General features: G+C 68.5%; 17 protein-coding genes and 3 pseudogenes. 8 read left to right on the top strand and 12 right to left on the bottom strand.

Annotation, left to right across the window (positions count from 1 at the left end):
* Positions 1 to 194 precede the first annotated feature (194 nt).
* A complete protein-coding gene (locus ACZ7GZ_RS37415; RefSeq protein ID WP_471031449.1) occupies positions 195 to 467 on the bottom strand; it encodes a hypothetical protein in 273 nt (90 codons plus the stop codon).
* 17 nt (positions 468 to 484) lie between these two features.
* Between ACZ7GZ_RS37415 and ACZ7GZ_RS37410 the strand changes: the two genes are divergently transcribed.
* Positions 485 to 880, top strand: a complete 396-nt coding sequence (locus ACZ7GZ_RS37410) for a hypothetical protein (protein WP_471031446.1) — start codon at positions 485 to 487, stop codon at positions 878 to 880.
* Here ACZ7GZ_RS37410 and ACZ7GZ_RS37405 read toward each other — a convergent pair.
* The 7 genes and pseudogenes from ACZ7GZ_RS37405 to ACZ7GZ_RS37375 form a co-directional block, all read right to left on the bottom strand.
* Entirely contained in the window at positions 855 to 1,061 is a 207-nt protein-coding gene (locus tag ACZ7GZ_RS37405) for a hypothetical protein (protein ID WP_471031445.1), read from the bottom strand. The two genes, ACZ7GZ_RS37410 and ACZ7GZ_RS37405, sit on opposite strands and share 26 nt — an antisense overlap.
* Positions 1,058 to 1,597 (bottom strand): annotated as a pseudogene (locus ACZ7GZ_RS37400) (ParA family protein); the annotation flags it as partial. The gene ACZ7GZ_RS37405 and the pseudogene ACZ7GZ_RS37400, both read right to left, overlap by 4 nt.
* Positions 1,598 to 1,637: 40 nt before the next feature.
* Positions 1,638 to 3,086 carry a serine/threonine-protein kinase gene (locus ACZ7GZ_RS37395; protein ID WP_471031443.1) on the bottom strand — a complete coding sequence of 483 codons (1,449 nt, stop codon included), beginning with the start codon at positions 3,084 to 3,086 and terminating at the stop codon, positions 1,638 to 1,640.
* A gap of 181 nt (positions 3,087 to 3,267) precedes the next feature.
* Positions 3,268 to 3,474: pseudogene (locus ACZ7GZ_RS37390) on the bottom strand (IS110 family transposase); the annotation flags it as partial.
* A 966-nt stretch (positions 3,475 to 4,440) separates the two neighbouring features.
* Positions 4,441 to 4,983 carry a nucleotide exchange factor GrpE gene (gene grpE, locus ACZ7GZ_RS37385; protein WP_471031441.1) on the bottom strand — a complete coding sequence of 181 codons (543 nt, stop codon included), beginning with the start codon at positions 4,981 to 4,983 and terminating at the stop codon, positions 4,441 to 4,443.
* A 2-nt stretch (positions 4,984 to 4,985) separates the two neighbouring features.
* A complete protein-coding gene (gene dnaK, locus ACZ7GZ_RS37380) occupies positions 4,986 to 6,854 on the bottom strand; it encodes a molecular chaperone DnaK (RefSeq protein WP_471031438.1) in 1,869 nt (622 codons plus the stop codon).
* A 44-nt stretch (positions 6,855 to 6,898) separates the two neighbouring features.
* Positions 6,899 to 7,249, bottom strand: coding sequence for a J domain-containing protein (locus ACZ7GZ_RS37375; RefSeq protein WP_471031436.1), 351 nt, complete (start codon positions 7,247 to 7,249; stop codon positions 6,899 to 6,901).
* A 196-nt stretch (positions 7,250 to 7,445) separates the two neighbouring features.
* Here ACZ7GZ_RS37375 and ACZ7GZ_RS37370 point away from each other — a divergent pair, with 196 nt between their 5' ends.
* The 3 genes from ACZ7GZ_RS37370 (at position 7,446) to ACZ7GZ_RS37360 (ending at position 9,165) form a co-directional block, all read left to right on the top strand.
* Positions 7,446 to 7,874 (top strand): Hsp20/alpha crystallin family protein, encoded by a 429-nt coding sequence (locus ACZ7GZ_RS37370; RefSeq protein ID WP_471031434.1) that lies wholly within the window; start codon positions 7,446 to 7,448, stop codon positions 7,872 to 7,874.
* A gap of 155 nt (positions 7,875 to 8,029) precedes the next feature.
* Positions 8,030 to 8,413 (top strand): STAS domain-containing protein, encoded by a 384-nt coding sequence (locus ACZ7GZ_RS37365; protein WP_471031432.1) that lies wholly within the window; start codon positions 8,030 to 8,032, stop codon positions 8,411 to 8,413.
* Positions 8,414 to 9,030: 617 nt separating this feature from the next.
* The gene (locus ACZ7GZ_RS37360) at positions 9,031 to 9,165 is read left to right on the top strand and encodes a hypothetical protein (RefSeq protein ID WP_471031429.1); all 135 of its coding nucleotides are present in this window, start codon (positions 9,031 to 9,033) and stop codon (positions 9,163 to 9,165) included.
* 98 nt (positions 9,166 to 9,263) lie between these two features.
* Here ACZ7GZ_RS37360 and ACZ7GZ_RS37355 read toward each other — a convergent pair whose 3' ends face one another.
* From ACZ7GZ_RS37355 to ACZ7GZ_RS37345, 3 genes and pseudogenes are all read right to left on the bottom strand, one after another.
* Complete coding sequence (locus ACZ7GZ_RS37355; RefSeq protein WP_471031495.1) at positions 9,264 to 9,653, bottom strand: DUF2267 domain-containing protein; 390 nt, start codon at positions 9,651 to 9,653, stop codon at positions 9,264 to 9,266.
* 230 nt (positions 9,654 to 9,883) lie between these two features.
* A pseudogene (locus tag ACZ7GZ_RS37350) lies at positions 9,884 to 10,030 on the bottom strand (DUF4235 domain-containing protein); the annotation flags it as partial.
* Positions 10,031 to 10,358: 328 nt separating this feature from the next.
* Entirely contained in the window at positions 10,359 to 10,751 is a 393-nt protein-coding gene (locus ACZ7GZ_RS37345) for a DUF2267 domain-containing protein (protein WP_471031427.1), read from the bottom strand.
* 178 nt (positions 10,752 to 10,929) lie between these two features.
* Here ACZ7GZ_RS37345 and ACZ7GZ_RS37340 point away from each other — a divergent pair, with 178 nt between their 5' ends.
* Together ACZ7GZ_RS37340 and ACZ7GZ_RS37335 are read left to right on the top strand one after the other, a co-directional pair.
* Entirely contained in the window at positions 10,930 to 11,379 is a 450-nt protein-coding gene (locus ACZ7GZ_RS37340) for an Hsp20/alpha crystallin family protein (RefSeq protein ID WP_471031425.1), read from the top strand.
* Between the two features lie 304 nt (positions 11,380 to 11,683).
* The gene (locus ACZ7GZ_RS37335; protein WP_471031424.1) at positions 11,684 to 12,259 is read left to right on the top strand and encodes a hypothetical protein; all 576 of its coding nucleotides are present in this window, start codon (positions 11,684 to 11,686) and stop codon (positions 12,257 to 12,259) included.
* A gap of 122 nt (positions 12,260 to 12,381) precedes the next feature.
* Here ACZ7GZ_RS37335 and ACZ7GZ_RS37330 read toward each other — a convergent pair whose 3' ends face one another.
* On the bottom strand, positions 12,382 to 12,801 hold the full coding sequence (locus ACZ7GZ_RS37330) for a CBS domain-containing protein (RefSeq protein ID WP_471031423.1): 420 nt from the start codon (positions 12,799 to 12,801) through the stop codon (positions 12,382 to 12,384).
* 482 nt (positions 12,802 to 13,283) lie between these two features.
* Between ACZ7GZ_RS37330 and ACZ7GZ_RS37325 the strand changes: the two genes are divergently transcribed.
* Both ACZ7GZ_RS37325 and ACZ7GZ_RS37320 read left to right on the top strand, forming a co-directional pair.
* On the top strand, positions 13,284 to 13,526 hold the full coding sequence (locus tag ACZ7GZ_RS37325; RefSeq protein ID WP_471031493.1) for a DUF5133 domain-containing protein: 243 nt from the start codon (positions 13,284 to 13,286) through the stop codon (positions 13,524 to 13,526).
* A 74-nt stretch (positions 13,527 to 13,600) separates the two neighbouring features.
* Positions 13,601 to 13,864: an STAS domain-containing protein gene (locus ACZ7GZ_RS37320; protein WP_471031421.1), complete on the top strand. Its 264-nt coding sequence runs from the start codon at positions 13,601 to 13,603 to the stop codon at positions 13,862 to 13,864.
* Positions 13,865 to 14,221: the final 357 nt, after the last annotated feature.

The following is a 14,221-nucleotide window of genomic DNA, read 5'->3' as shown; positions in this document are numbered from 1 at the left end:
CAAGGCGCGCGCATGCGTACCGCTCCCCCGAGAGCCGAAGACGCTCCGCCCTGCAGTCGGATCTCGCAGTGCGGTTGTGACTGGGGACGACGAAGGGTCGGCCCCTCAGCATGGGGCCGACCCTGTGGTGGGATGGCCAGCAGAGGCGCGTCTGGTTGAGTCGGTCATGCTCCCAAATGGCAGCGACACGGGTTTCAGTTGGCGGCTACGGCCTGGCTGTCCCTGTGCTTGATAAGCATGTGCAGCATCTTGTTGAACTCGTCTGGCGACATCTTGCGAATCAGGAGTTGTGCCGCGATCCAGCCGTCCTCGTAGGGGAACATCTTCGGCTGCTTGTTTCCTGCGTCAGCCGTCACCTGGGCGGTGGTTTGTACGGGGACAGATGGCGTGGCTTCCCCTGCCCCCTTGGCAGGCGACTGGTCCGCCGTGATCGTCGCTGCAGGGACGGGAGACTGGTGCACGGCCACCTGTTTCTCCACTGCCGGTGAAGGTCCGACTCCGGCTTGCTGGTGATTACGGCGTAATCACCAGCGCGACCCGGCTCCGAGCGGTCCGCGCGTCCGTCTGCGGGCTGCACGTGCTGGGCCTTGGCTGTGCGTGTCTCCTCGAGGTCTTGCCGGTGGATGTTGGCGACGAGGGCGGACTCGAAGAGTTCCTCGGATGTGGCTCCCTGGCCGTCGCTGACCATCACCTTGATCGTGGCAAGTCCGGCTTCGCGAGCGGCGGCGAGGCGGCTGCTGCCGTCAACCACGACGTGGGTGGTGTCCGGCTCGAGTGCGGCTTCCTGGCTTGGGTTGGCTTTGATGTAGGCGTCACGGTTCATCACCGTGATGGCCTGCTTCTGCCCGTGGTCTTCAGGCTGCCGGCGAGGTCGCTGTGATCTCCGAGCGTGGAGCGGGGGTGTCGGGGTTGAGGCTGATGCGGTGGACGGGAAGTTCCGTGGGGGCTGCGACGCCTTCGGTGGGGACACCGGTGGCAGCGGCCACGGCCTGGCGGCGTGCGCTGACCGGGCGTACTCCTCCGCCGAAGCGGCCGGTGCCCAGCTGGTCAGACTTGCTCACAAGACCTCCCTGGCCAGTGCTCGCATGCCGACGGCCTGCTGCGATTTGGGCGCGTAGGACAGCAGGGGCTGCTTCACTCGGACGGCTTCCTTCTGTTCCTTGAGGTCGCCGATGAGTGCGACGACCCGTGGATCCTTTATGTCGACCCATCTCTGGAGTGACGAGGTGGCGATGTAGCCGCGGCGGGAGTCATAGAGGTTGACGACGATGCCGAGGTAGTCAATGTTGACCGAGAGGTCGCCGCGGAGGTCGTCGATCTGGGTGGTGAGTAGTTCGTAGGCGTCTGCGGAGCTGTCTTCGGCCTGGACAACGATCAGGGCACCGGATTGACCGGGCTTCTCACCGTCACGGCGTCGGCCGTAGTAGGCGGCGGCATCCATGCTGAGGCCGGGGCTGGGCGGGCAGTCGACGATGATTACGTCGTAATCGGCTTCCAGCGGGGCGAGAGCTCGCTCAAGGGCGGCTTCCCGCGCACGTACTGTGGACAGTCGTACGCCGAGCGGGAAGGCATCGTTACAGGCGGGCAGGAGGTTCAGCTACTTGTCACTTCGCGGCAGCTTCGGGAGGACCGGGCCGTCAGGGCAGGCTGGACGGGCCGCTGTACAGGTTGCCGGCGTGGTGGGAGAGCGCGGCCATCACGCGACCGGCGTCGCTTGCAGGGATGCCTCGTCCGACGAATATCTCGGACCTGCTGCCCTCGATCTTGGCCGGGTGTTTCTGTCGCCACTTCGTATCGGACACCCGTTCCGGGCGCACGTGGGCGACCAGCGTCGCGGTGCCGCCGGATCGCTTGAGCCTTACGGCGTTCAGGTCGCCCCACTTGTACTCGGCCGGGTGCTCGCCGGTGACGATCAGGCCGCTGGGGCTGACCGTGAGGCTGTCCAGCTCGCCGAACAGCCCGTCCCAGGCGCCACGCACCCAGCCAAGGAAGTAGCCGCCGACCGAACCGGCCACGAAGGCGATCCCGACGCTCTTGGCCACGCCGGGGTCGTCGGCGATCGTGCCGACGCCGGCAAGCGCTAGTACCAGCACCAGGATCGCGCTGAATACTGCAAAGAACATGCCCCAGGAGTCGGCCGACTTGATGCCGCGCGCCTTGACGGTCTCCATCCGGCCGCTGGTGATCGTCGCGGGTTCGCCGGACACTGGCCGCTCGGGTGCCTTCTCCGTGGGCCGCTGCATGGTGATGACCTTGGTGGGCGTGTGGGAGGTTTCCGGATCGGCCCGGAGCAGGGCGTGGGCGGCGGCGGCATCGGGCCGCCGGGCGGGAGCCTTCTCCAGTAGGCGCAGCAGGAGCGAGCCGAGCCGCCCCGCGTGCAGGGGCGGCCGCGGCTCCTCGGTCAGGGCCGCGACCGGATTCTGCCGCACGAAAGGCGACTCACCCTCGACCGCCTCGTACAAGGTCACTCCAAGGGCGAACAGGTCGGCTGCCGGACCCGGTTCGGCGCCCTGCCACCGCTCGGGCGCCACATAGCCGGGCGAGCCGATGACCACGCTGGAGGCGGTGAGCGTGGCGTCGGTGGGGGCGACAGCGATGCCGAAGTCCGTGAGCAGAACCTGCCCGTCGGCGGCGAGCAGCACATTCGCTGGTTTGACGTCGCGGTGCACGATGTCCGCCTTGTGTGCGGCATCCAGTGCCGATAGAACCGCCTCGGCGATTCTGGCGACCTGGTCGATCGGCAGGCGCCCGTGCTGCCGTAGCTCCTCGGCCAGCGAGCGGCCGTCGACATACTGCATCACGATCCACGGACTGCCGTCGTACTCAAAGGCGTCATGGACGGTGACGATGTTGGGGTGGTCGCGCAGCCGGGCGGCGTGCTGCGCCTCCCGCACCGCGCGGGCGATGCGTTGCCGCTGCTCCTCGGGCGTGGCCGAGCCCGGCAAGCGCACCTGCTTCAGGGCGACCTTGACGTTCAGGTCCTCGTCGTGGGCGAGCCACACCTGGCCGAATCCTCCGGCCCCGAGAATGCGGACCAGCGTGTAACGGCGCCCGATCACCTCGCCAGCCTGAACCGTGTCCCCCATGGCGCCCTCCGTCGGTGGTCAAAGCGCTTTCCAGTTCCCCGTATTCATGCCCGGGCACGAGGCTGACAGGGGATCGTATCGGTGGGGGCATCTTCGCCGGAAGATGACCTTGCGGCTGTCAATCAGATCCGCCCGATGCCCGAGACCTTTACGGAAGTAGAGAAACTTCCCAATGTCGTTGTCAAGCCGAGGCCGTGACTGGTTGTGATGGCTGGTAGAGCGATCCATCACGAATCATGGCCCAGAGAACGTTGGCTCGGCGGCGGGCGAGGGAGAGCACGGCCTGCTTGTGGTTCTTGCCCTCGGCGTGCTTGCGGTCGTAGTAGGTGCGCGAGGCGGGGCAGAATCTGATGCTGGCCATGGCGGACATGTAGAAGGCCCTGAGGAGGCCGCGGTGGTAGCGGTGGGGCCGGCGCATGTTGCCGACCGTGAAGCCCGCCTCGCGGGCCAGTTCGGCCGGGACCTCCACCAGGGCTTCGTCGGCGATGGCCTGGGCGCGGGTGTAGGTGTGGATGACGTCTGCTTCCCCGCCGAACAGTTCGGTCAGCGCGAGGGCCTGGGTGTGGCTGAGTCCGCCCGCGTTGCCGTCGGCGTCCGGGGTGCCGGTGAGTACGACGTCGCCGATGTACGGCAGCATGCTGGGGCGGTAGAGGGTGAAATATACCGCATTCACATCATGTTTTTGTAGGGGTTATGCGATCTTTCTTCCGGGTATTTCCCCTGGCCACGACGGGTTCGGGGGCACCTGGCCGGGGCACGTCGCTGGGCGAGCCGGCGCCCCCTGGCGCGCAGCATCCGCGGGCAAGGGATGCGGCAGCGCGCAGCGAGGGAGCAGGGCGCGAAGCGCACCGGGACCGACTGCCGCACCCCGCAGCACGTGAGCGCGCGAAGCACGCGTCCCGGTGGGCGCGGAGCGGTCACCGGGCACGCGGCGAGGCGGTAGGGCGCGCGAAGCACGCCCTACCGCCGACCGGCGCGGACGGCGGCGCGCCCCGTCCAGGGGAAGAATTGAAGCTGCGCCCCGCTCTGCGGCTCCTGGACGGCGGCCGCGCCCACTTGCCCAGTCGGCTCCTGTGCGGGCCTGAGGCCGGCGCCTGCGGCCTCCTCGGGGACGGCGTGATGCTGTGCCCTCTGCGGCCCCGCGGCCAGTCGGCCATGCCGGGCCGCGCAGGGATCACACGGTCGGTTCGACCTTCGGTGTCCCGATCCCGGAGAGGCCGAATCCGTCGGGGTCCAGATCGACGGTCACCGCCTGGGGCGCGCCCCTGTGCTCGCCGTGCACGGTGAAGACCGTGGCCCACGAGCAGGGGTCGCTTGGACGGAGGCCGCTGCCGATGGGCGCCCTGAGCTCTGTTCAGCTACGCGCGATGGGGAAGGGCGGTGCATCTCCAGGCGCGCAGGGGCCTGAGCCGGGGTCGGGCCCGAGCGGATCCCTCGCCAGGGGAGTCGGCCCGGTGACCTCCACACGGGCCGGGCGCAGCAGGTGGTCGCCAAGCCGGTAGCCGGTCCGTAGGACCGTCGAGCAGACCAGGTGGTCGGCGGTCGGGGAGATGTGGTGCGTCACGGCGTCGTGGCAGGCGGGATCGAACGGGTCGCCCTCGTCCCCGAAGGAGGTGACGCCCAGCGAGCCGAGCTGCTCCTGCAGGCTGTCGGCGATGTCTTTCAGCCCCGGCGTGAACGGCTCGTGCGCGCATGCCCGGTCGACGGCGTCCAACACGGGCAGCAGTGCCCGGATGACGTTGGCCGCTGCGATCTCGCGTACGGCCAGGCGGTCCCGCCGGACCCGCTTGCGGTAGTTGTCGTACTCGGCCTTCACCCGCTGCAGGTCGGCGGTCCGCTCCTCCACCAGGCGCCGCAGTCGTTGCAGTTCGGTGCCCTGCGGCCCGCTCCCGGTCATTGTCAGCCAGCCTCCGGCTTGTCGTCGTCGACGATCTCGGCGTCCACCACCTCGTCCTCGGATCCACCGCTCGTACCGCTGGCGGACGTCCCGGCCGCACCCGCCGGCTGCTCGGCCCGCGACTTCTCATACAGCGCCGTACCGATCTTCTGCGCGGCCTGAGCCGTACGGTCGATCGCCTGCCGGATCGCCGCCGTGTCCGCGCTCTCGTCTTTGAGCTTCTCCTTCAGGTCGGCCAGCGCCGTCTCCGTCTCACTCTTCGCATCGGCTGGGATCTTGTCCGCATTGTCCCTGATGAGCTTCTCGCTCGAGTAGACGAGCTGCTCGCCCTGGTTCCGCGTCTCCGTGGCCTCCCGGCGCCGGCGGTCCTCCTCGGCGTGCTGCTCCGCCTCGCGGACCATGCGGTCGATGTCATCCTTGGGCAGGGCGGAGCCGCCGGTGACGGTCATCTTCTGTTCCTTGCCGGTGCCCAGGTCCTTGGCGGAGACGTGCATGATGCCGTTGGCGTCGATGTCGAAGGCGACCTCGATCTGCGGCACCCCGCGCGGGGCGGGCGCGATGCCGGTCAGCTCGAACATGCCGAGCTTCTTGTTGTAGGCGGCGATCTCGCGTTCGCCCTGGTAGACCTGGATGGTGACCGAGGGCTGGTTGTCCTCAGCGGTGGTGAAGATCTCCGAACGGCGGGTCGGGATCGTGGTGTTGCGCTCGATGAGCTTGGTCATGATGCCGCCCTTGGTCTCGATGCCGAGGGACAGCGGGGTGACGTCGAGCAGCAGGACGTCCTTGACCTCGCCCTTCAGGACACCTGCCTGCAGCGAGGCGCCGACGGCCACGACCTCGTCCGGGTTGACGCCCTTGTGCGGAACCTTGCCGGTCAGCTCCTTCACCAGCTCGGTCACCGCCGGCATGCGCGTGGAACCGCCCACCAGGACCACGTGGTTGATGTCGGACACCTTGATCCCGGCGTCCTTGATCGCGTGGTGGAACGGGTCCTTGCAGCGCTCCAGCAGATCCGCCGTAAGTTGCTGGAACTGGGCACGGGTGAGTTTTTCATCCAGGTGCAGCGGTCCCTCGGCGGAGGCGGTGATGTACGGCAGATTGATGTTCGTCTCGGTCGAGCTGGACAGCTCGATCTTGGCCTTCTCGGCGGCCTCGCGCAGCCGCTGCACGGCCATCTTGTCCCTGGACAGGTCGACACCGTAGTGGTTCTTGAACTGCTTGACCAGGTGGTCGACGATCCGCTGGTCCCAGTCGTCGCCGCCGAGGTGGGTGTCACCGTTGGTCGCCTTGACCTCGATGACGCCTTCGCCCATCTCCAGCAGCGACACGTCGAAGGTGCCGCCACCCAGGTCGAAGACGAGGACGGTCTGATCGTTCTCCTTGTCGAGGCCGTACGCCAGCGCCGCCGCCGTCGGCTCGTTGATGATCCGCAGCACGTTCAGACCCGCGATCTCACCGGCCTCCTTGGTCGCCTGCCGCTGGGCGTCGTCGAAGTACGCGGGCACGGTGACCACGGCGTCGGTGACGTCCTCGCCCAGGTACGCCTCCGCGTCCCGCTTCAGCTTCTGCAGCACGCGCGCGGAGATTTCCTGCGCGGTGTACCGCTTACCGTCGATGTCACCGTCTCCCGGGAACCGCCACGCGTGATCCCCCATATGCCGCTTGACCGAGCGCGCGGTGCGCTCCACGTTCGTCACCGCCTGCCGCTTGGCCACCTCGCCGACCAGCACCTCGCCTTTCTTGGCGAAGGCCACGACCGACGGGGTGGTCCGCCCTCCCTCTGTGTTCGTGATGACGGTGGGCTCGCCGCCCTCGAGGACCGAGACCACCGAGTTCGTCGTACCGAGGTCGATACCGACCGAACGCGCCATCGTAAAGTTCTCCCTCCTCATGTGCCCTGCCGGTCAGGGGCCTGTCACCGGCTGGGCTCCCAGCGGACCGGCCCCGCGCGCAGGGGCGGTTCAGGGACCGTCGTGCCGAGTACGACGACGTACCGGCGCGGCGGCCGGGGCGGCACCGGAGTCCGCTTCGGTCCGTCCGGGAGGCGGTACGTCCGCTCGTACTTCTGGTCGTACGCCGTGCGTTGCACCGGGTCGCGCAGCGTCTCGTACGCCGAGTGCACCTGCCCGAACTGTTCCGCCGTGACGGCATCCACCCGGGTGTCGGGGCGCAGTTCGCGTACCCGGGCGCGGAAGGCCGAGGTGATCACTTCGACCGTGGCCGAGGGTTCCACCCCCAGCACCGCATACAGATCCGGCACCTCCATCAGGTCACCCTCCCGCCTGCTGCGAGCTGCGGTTTCGGACCTACTTGCTTACGTAGTCTGAATAAAACTTGAGCGCTCTCTTGTCAAGTCTCTGTTAGTGGGGTATAGGGGTGTGGTGAAGGCACTCCGGGCTCCCGGAGCCCGGAAGGGCAGACCGCCGAACAGGCGGATCCCACCAGGCGAAAGGAGTTGACCGATGGTCCTCATCCGCACGGACCCCTTCCGGGACCTCGACCGGCTCACCCAGCAGGTATTCGGCACCCTTGCCCGGCCGGCCGCGATGCCGATGGACGCCTACCAGAGCGGGGACGCCTTCGTCGTCCACTTCGACCTGCCCGGCGTCGACCCCGACAGCGTCGACCTCAACGTGGAACGCAACATCCTGACCGTACGGGCGGAGCGGCCCGCCCCGGACGCCGAGGACACCGAGCTCCTCGTCGCCGAGCGGCCGCACGGCGTCTTCAGCCGCCAGCTCTTCCTGGGCGACACCCTCGATCTGGAGAAGGTCACCGCCAGCTACGACACCGGCGTGCTCACCCTGCGCATCCCAGTGATGGAGCAGGCCAAGCCGCGCCGCATCGAGATCAGCCGGGGCGAGGCGGAGGCGAAGCGGATCGAGGGCTGACCGCCGCGCGAGACAAAAGACGGTGAGGGAGAAAGGAGGAGGGGCCCGCAAGGGCAGAGCACAGCATCGATGACACGGCTTAAGGTCGCCGCACCCGCCAGAACGTCGCGCGTGCGGCGGCCCATGGCAGGTGTTGAGCGGCAGGAGTGAGGACCATGGCTCTGTTCCTCGCCTCGCACTGGGAGAACGGCTGGGCCGTGGTAGAGATCAAAGGGACCCTGGACACGGCCACCGCCCAAGAGCTGTGCGACTTCGTGGCCGCGGTCACCGCCAAGCACCGGCACCTGCTCAACCTGATCGTGGACCTGTCCGAGCTGACCTGGGCCGACGCCGAAGGCCTCCGTGCCCTCATATCCGTCCGCGCCTTGCTGGAGGAGGATCAGGGGGAGCTGCGCCTGGTATGCCCCGAAGGACGGTTGCGGCGGCTCCTGCGCAGCAGCGGGCTCGCCGAGGCCCTGCCCGTCTTCCCGTCCCTCGACGCCGCCCTTGCGGCGCCCGGGACCACTCTTCCTGATCGGACAGGAGGTGTCGGGCCGTGATAACCGAACTTGCCGTAGAACGCGTGGAGTTCACCTGTGGCTCGTGCTGGCACCGCTGGAGCGTCGACTACGACTGCAGCGCTACCGGGACGCACTCGATGCCGAGTGGGAGGTCTTCTACCGCGACAACACGCCCGTTCCCTCTCCGTACACCCCGCAAGATGCTCCGCCCTGCTGCGAAGGTGCTCCGCCCTGCTGCTGGAGGCGCTGAGTCGAGCGCCTCGTGGCCCGCCACCCCCTCCCGCTGCCCCCGGCGATAGCGAAGCACCGCGCAGCCGCGTCCCGGCCGAAGGCGGCCATCGCCCCGAGCGGCACACCACGCCGATGCTGCACGCCGCCGGCCATCCCCAGCCGCAAACGCGAGCCGATCACCGTCCACGGAAACATCATGATCGACCTGGTCAAGCTCGAGACATGTGGGAGACGGCCACCGCATTCGGCTCACCCTCGTCCCCGTGTTTCGCGGCACGGCCGGATCCCGGCCAGGCGATGAAGCACCGTGGTCGCACTCGTGCACTGTGTGAGCTGCGGCATTGCCAGCGGAAGCGGCCAGCACCCACGATGAGGCGGACGACGGGTGCCAAGGAAAGCAGCTCCTCATGGTTGATCATGTGCATGTGCGACTCAGTCAGGGGCTGAGCGTGTCGGAAGACGGGGAACTGGTCGAGTACTCGCGCTGCCGGTGCGGTGCCACCTTCACCAAGGTGTTCGACGCCGACGGCGGCGAGCCGGAGCGCCCGAGCCGGTCCTGACTCACGTCGGCACCCCCGGCGCACCTGCCGCTGGGTCGTCTCCCCTCGCCCGGACGGTCGAACGGCCGACTGCTGACTCGGGAGGGGTCTGCTCCCGCTCAGAGCGGCCGAGGGCGGCCGAAGAGCAGGTCATAGCCGGGGGGAAGCTGCAGCAGGACCTGGTTCATCAGGTCTTCGCCCGCGATGTCGGACACGACGCTGAGGACGGCACTGACGTCCCACGCCGCCGTCCCTTCGGTCGCGCCATCGATCCAGGCCGCGGTTGCCCGGATGAACCGCTCGGGCTGCAGTGGTTCATGGCTTTGAAGCGGGTTGAGCAGAATCAAGGCCATGGTTTCGGGCAGCCGGGCGGCAAGCTCATTGCGTACTTCTCCCACCAAGTGCGCGCCGAGCAGGGCCAGGACCACGCGGGCAGCCCGTTCGGCCTCCGCCTGAGACGAATACTCTCCACGCTCCTGAACCGCTGCAACGAACGCATCCCATTTCATGCGCACTTGGACCCTCCCGGTTCGACACCACTCACGGAGCATCGGCTAGGAGACATAGTCCATCGCCCCGTCGTTCCTCACCACCAGGCACTGCCCCGCCGGGTTGTCTCGACCGAGGGAAGAAGATCACTCACAACGTCGGTACCTGGTCGCGGACGCCGTCGAGGGCCGTGCGAGGCGTTCCGTCGGCTCGGGGTCGGTGCGTCTTGCCGGCACCCTCTGGTGTGGAGTCAGCCGGGCCAGGCGCCGGTCAGGCCGCGGGTGGCGGTGGCGCCGCCGCGGTCGACGGCGGCCTTGACCGCGGCGAAGATCGCGCCCTGCAGCGTGGCCGCGAGCAGCACCTCGCTCCAGGCTCGCTCCTCGTCGGTGGCGTCCGGGGTCACGCCAGCCCGCGGGGCCTCGGGCCAGGGGCCAGGGACCAGGGACCAGGGACCAGGGACCAGAGGAGACTACTCGTTGGGCAGGCGGTGATGTCCGCCAGAGCGGAGTCGGGATCGCGTTCATGCCCAAGCGGGACGATACCCACCGGCCAGCCCACCACGATTACCTAGAGGTGGTTCACACCGGCACGGCCGCACGATGACCGCTCTCCGACCTCAATGCCAGTACCCGGCACGTCGATGGCCACGCCTTGCGATGGATTGCCCCCGATGGCCGCGCCCCCGGCGCGCCCTGTAGCCCGGCATCCCGGGCGCGGCGGGAACGTCAGTCGGCCAGGTCCGGCTTGCCGAACAGGGCGGCGTAGCCGGACGGCAGCTGGCTGATGATCTGGTTCAGCTCTCCGCCGGAGACGGCATCGGCCAGGGTCGACAGCACCGCGCTCGCGTCCCACTCGGCGGTGCGGGGGCGGGCCCCGATGCGTTCAGCGACGCGCTCGCAGAACGTCTCGACTCCGAAGCCCTCCGCCTGCCGCTGGCCGTCGCCCGTCAGCGGCGCGCGCAGCGGTTCGGGCAGCTGCGCGGCCAGGTCCGCCGCCTCACCCGGCGTGATCCGCTGGGTCAGGACCTGAAGGACCGCGGTGGTGACTTTCTCCGCCTCCTCCTGGTCGGTGTACTCGCCCCGCTCACGGACGCTGGCCACAAACTCGTCGTACCTCATCGCCGTCCATCACTCCTCGATCTTGTCCGGTGCCTACTCCCGCGTAAGAACATGTGGAATATGAGGCGTAATGCGCCGATTATGAACAGTGGAGGTCCCGGTCAGGGGGACTTCCGGAACGCGAGACGGCCGTGGCGCGCCATGGCCGGGAGCCTTTCGGAAGGAGATGATCGGAAAAATGTCGCTTCCTGTGCGACGTGAGCAGAGCAGTCCCGTCTGGGACCCGTTCAGCGAATTCCAGGACCTGTATGAGCGCATGGGACAGCTGTGGCAGACGGCCGTTCCAGGTGGCGGCCGGCTCGGTGGGGCTTGGGCGCCGCTGGCCGATCTGGAGGAGACCGACGACGCCTACCTCCTCGAAGCCGACCTGCCCGGTGTGAAGAAGGACGACATCACCGTCGAGCTGAACGCCGGCGAGCTGTCCGTGCACGGCGAGATCACGGAAAAGGAACGCACCGGCGTGCTGCGCCACCGCACCCGGCGCACCGGCCGGTTCGACTACCGGGTGACCCTGCCGCAGGACACCGACGAAGAGCACGTCACCGCCGACCTCGCCGACGGTGTGCTCACTGTCAAGGCCCCCAAGGCTGAGAAGGCCAAGCCCAGGCGCATCGAGATCGCCAGCTGACCACGTGTCGTACCGGCGAGCCCGCCCATCACGCGTGGGCTCGCCTCGCATCACAGGTGGCATGGGATCGAAGAGCATCGTTCAGCCATGTCACCAGCCTCGCCCGGACCCGCGTTGGCCGCCTGCAGGAGAGGGCGTTCAGTGATCGCAGCATGCTCCGGTGGAGGCAGTCAGGCGGCGCTCTTCTTGCGGATCGAGAGCCAGCCCCTCGGAAACCTCGCACTGCCGCGCACGGCATATGCGGTGTGACATCGGGAAACTCGGGGGGTCGGCGTCCCCTTGGAAAACTCGAAGGGAGCTCGATATGAGCCAGATCAAGGCACCTTCATCGGATCTTCCTCAACCCTTGCGGGCCGTCCGCTTGGGCCTTCGTCGCTTGCCCGGTGCCGAGCAGGTAGGCAAGGCCGCTGGCAGTGCACTGGACTGGATCGGAGCCATCTCCCCCCGCGGCCGCCGCATAGCGGTCTACACCGGAGCCGGGGTGCTCGGCATCACCGGGGTGGTGGAATGGCCCCTGGCTCTCACCGGTGCGGCCGTCGCCTGGCTGACCCAGCCACGCCCCGGACAAACCCCATACGAAGAGACAGCCGAGACGACAGGGCCCCGGCTCCGCACGGCCAAGGACGACAGGCCGTCCGCTGCGGCCGGCCCCAGCCCTGCCCCTGCGAAAAACACCGACACCGAGCGCTACGGTCCCGGCGACCAGCTGGCACCCTCCCATTTCCACCACGACCGCCCCGAAAACCACGTTCACGAACAACCCGCCAAGGTCGGTGACCCCGCCACGACATCGGCGCTCAAGCAGGTCGCGAAAGCCTCCACGCACCACGCCGAACCAGACACATCCAGCAGACGTCCACCGGGCAGCCAGCCCCTCTGAAGGACTGCACCCTGAAGGACTGCACCGCACCCGGCACAGCACCGGCACGCGAAGCCAGGCAGCCGTCGCCTGACAGCTGCCATATCGCTCAGCGTCCTGCCCGCTCCGGCACTTTGCAGACCCTACCGATTTGGCTTGGCCGCGCTGATATCTCCGAGCGCCGACTCCGCATCCCGCTCGATCGCCAGGTCGCCGAGAGAAACGATGCCCACAGGGTGACCGCCCTCGACGACCGGCAGGCGGCGGACGGAGTGCTCACGCATGAGCTCCACCGCACGATCGACGTCCTCGTCAGGCCCCACGGTCACGAGATCGTCGCTGCAGGCCGAGGCGACAGTCTTCTGCTCCGGGTCGCCGCCCTCGGCCAGCGCACGCACCACGAGGTCGCGGTCGCTGACCAGACCGCGCAGCTCATCGCCCTCCGCAACCAGGACGGCGCCGATGTTTTCATCACGCATCTTCTGCGCCACCGTCGTCACCGACGTCTGCGGTTCCACCGCCACCAGCTGGCTGGTCATGATGTCACGTACATGCTGAGCCATGACGCCTCCTCTCGGCGCTCTCCATTGCGCCGCCCGGGTACCCGTGGCCCAGCGGGGAAACTCTGTCGAAGACGCACTCCCACGCGACGGCACGACCATCCTCGTCATGCCGTGTCATTGATCAGCAGTACAGCTATGTGCCCGACCCGAGCCGCCCCGTTGTGCAGCGAGCTACCCGCGGGGGACCGGCGTATTACAACCGAGGGGCCCGCGCGGGCGTCGGCTTGCAATTCGGATCGATGGCGGCCGACTCAGGCGGGCGCGGTCGTGGAAGGCGGCCTCCCTGGCTGCCGGGGTCGCGCGGTGCCGAAACGTAACTCCTGGCGGGCCGGAGCGTTGAGCGTGTGACGGCCCCCGAGATCCCCCGCCCGGCGGATCGGGGCCGTCGTGCGCCCTCAAGGTGCAGCTGGCACTCACGACTGCGACCGTTGGAGTGAATGAGGGAGGACCCAACAGGTTGCAGGGAGGCGGCCGTGGCGGTGATGGCCCACCCTTCGCTTCTGCTGGAGCTGGTCGAGCGGTGCGAGACGCTCCGGCGGCGCGCGGCATCGAACAGCAGCGAGCAGACCGCCCGCCAGCTTGAGGACGCGACGTACACGCTCTGTGTGGTGACCGGCAGGCGCCAGCTGGACACGGCGCTGTATGTGGCCCGTCGGCAGCTGGCCGACGCCACGGCACGACAGCAGCCCCTCCTGCCGCCGCCGGGCCCTGGCGGCGTACGGTGAAGCCACGGCCCGCCCGCCCCCCGCGCCACAGCGCGGCCAGGCCTGGAAGGGGGCGCCCGTGTACGACACGATCCGTGTTGACGTCCACGGCACCACCCGGCTGCTGCCGGGTGACCGTGGCGGGGGACCTCGACGTCGTCACCGCCCCCACGGTCCGGGACACCCTCCGCGACGCCGTGAGCAGGCACAGGCGTGTAGAGGTCGACTGCGCGGGGCTCTCCTTCTGCGATTGCACCGGCCTGTCCGCGCTGCTGGCCGCCGCCCGCGCGGCCAAGGAGGCCGGCAGCGAACTCCGGCTGTGCGCAGTCCCACACGCCTGGCGCGGCTGCTGCGGCTGACCCACGCCGGCCACGCCTTCACCATCGAGCAACCACGCCTACGGTGAAGCCACCCCTCCTCGTCGAGGACGTTGCCCGCCTGACCCCGCTCAAGGACCGGCTGGCTCTGTTCCCAAGACTGTGGGAGCGCCTGGAGCCGCTGCCGTCGCGGCGTGAGCGGCGCCTTCGCTACTCGAACACGATGGTGTACGCCCAGACCCGACCCAAGGTCCAGGTGCAGATCCATTCAACGATTGGCCCAGTTAGCCACGCTTCAAATGGACCACATGCCCGGGCCACTGGCTGCATAGGCTCGACACCAATGCGGCTGAGACCACGAGCGACCTCTGCAGGGGGTCCCGGGGTCGACACTGGTGC

It is taken from the genome of Streptomyces sp. NPDC037288, from assembly GCF_055603265.1.
Note: the sequence above shows the minus strand (reverse complement) of the source record. Positions and strands in the feature narration are given on the sequence as shown.

Excerpts from the sequence above, each read along its gene's own strand:
- dnaK (WP_471031438.1), bottom strand. The coding sequence starts at position 6,854 with ATGGCGCGTTCGGTCGGTATCGACCTCGGTACGACGAACTCGGTGGTC.
- ACZ7GZ_RS37335 (WP_471031424.1), top strand. The coding sequence starts at position 11,684 with ATGAGCCAGATCAAGGCACCTTCATCGGATCTTCCTCAACCCTTGCGG.
- ACZ7GZ_RS37345 (WP_471031427.1), bottom strand. The coding sequence starts at position 10,751 with ATGAGGTACGACGAGTTTGTGGCCAGCGTCCGTGAGCGGGGCGAGTAC.
- ACZ7GZ_RS37370 (WP_471031434.1), top strand. The coding sequence starts at position 7,446 with ATGGTCCTCATCCGCACGGACCCCTTCCGGGACCTCGACCGGCTCACC.
- grpE (WP_471031441.1), bottom strand. The coding sequence starts at position 4,983 with ATGACCGGGAGCGGGCCGCAGGGCACCGAACTGCAACGACTGCGGCGC.
- ACZ7GZ_RS37340 (WP_471031425.1), top strand. The coding sequence starts at position 10,930 with ATGTCGCTTCCTGTGCGACGTGAGCAGAGCAGTCCCGTCTGGGACCCG.
- ACZ7GZ_RS37375 (WP_471031436.1), bottom strand. The coding sequence starts at position 7,249 with ATGGAGGTGCCGGATCTGTATGCGGTGCTGGGGGTGGAACCCTCGGCC.
- ACZ7GZ_RS37330 (WP_471031423.1), bottom strand. The coding sequence starts at position 12,801 with ATGGCTCAGCATGTACGTGACATCATGACCAGCCAGCTGGTGGCGGTG.
- ACZ7GZ_RS37395 (WP_471031443.1), bottom strand. The coding sequence starts at position 3,086 with ATGGGGGACACGGTTCAGGCTGGCGAGGTGATCGGGCGCCGTTACACG.
- ACZ7GZ_RS37365 (WP_471031432.1), top strand. The coding sequence starts at position 8,030 with ATGGCTCTGTTCCTCGCCTCGCACTGGGAGAACGGCTGGGCCGTGGTA.
- ACZ7GZ_RS37325 (WP_471031493.1), top strand. The coding sequence starts at position 13,284 with ATGGCCCACCCTTCGCTTCTGCTGGAGCTGGTCGAGCGGTGCGAGACG.
- ACZ7GZ_RS37355 (WP_471031495.1), bottom strand. The coding sequence starts at position 9,653 with ATGAAATGGGATGCGTTCGTTGCAGCGGTTCAGGAGCGTGGAGAGTAT.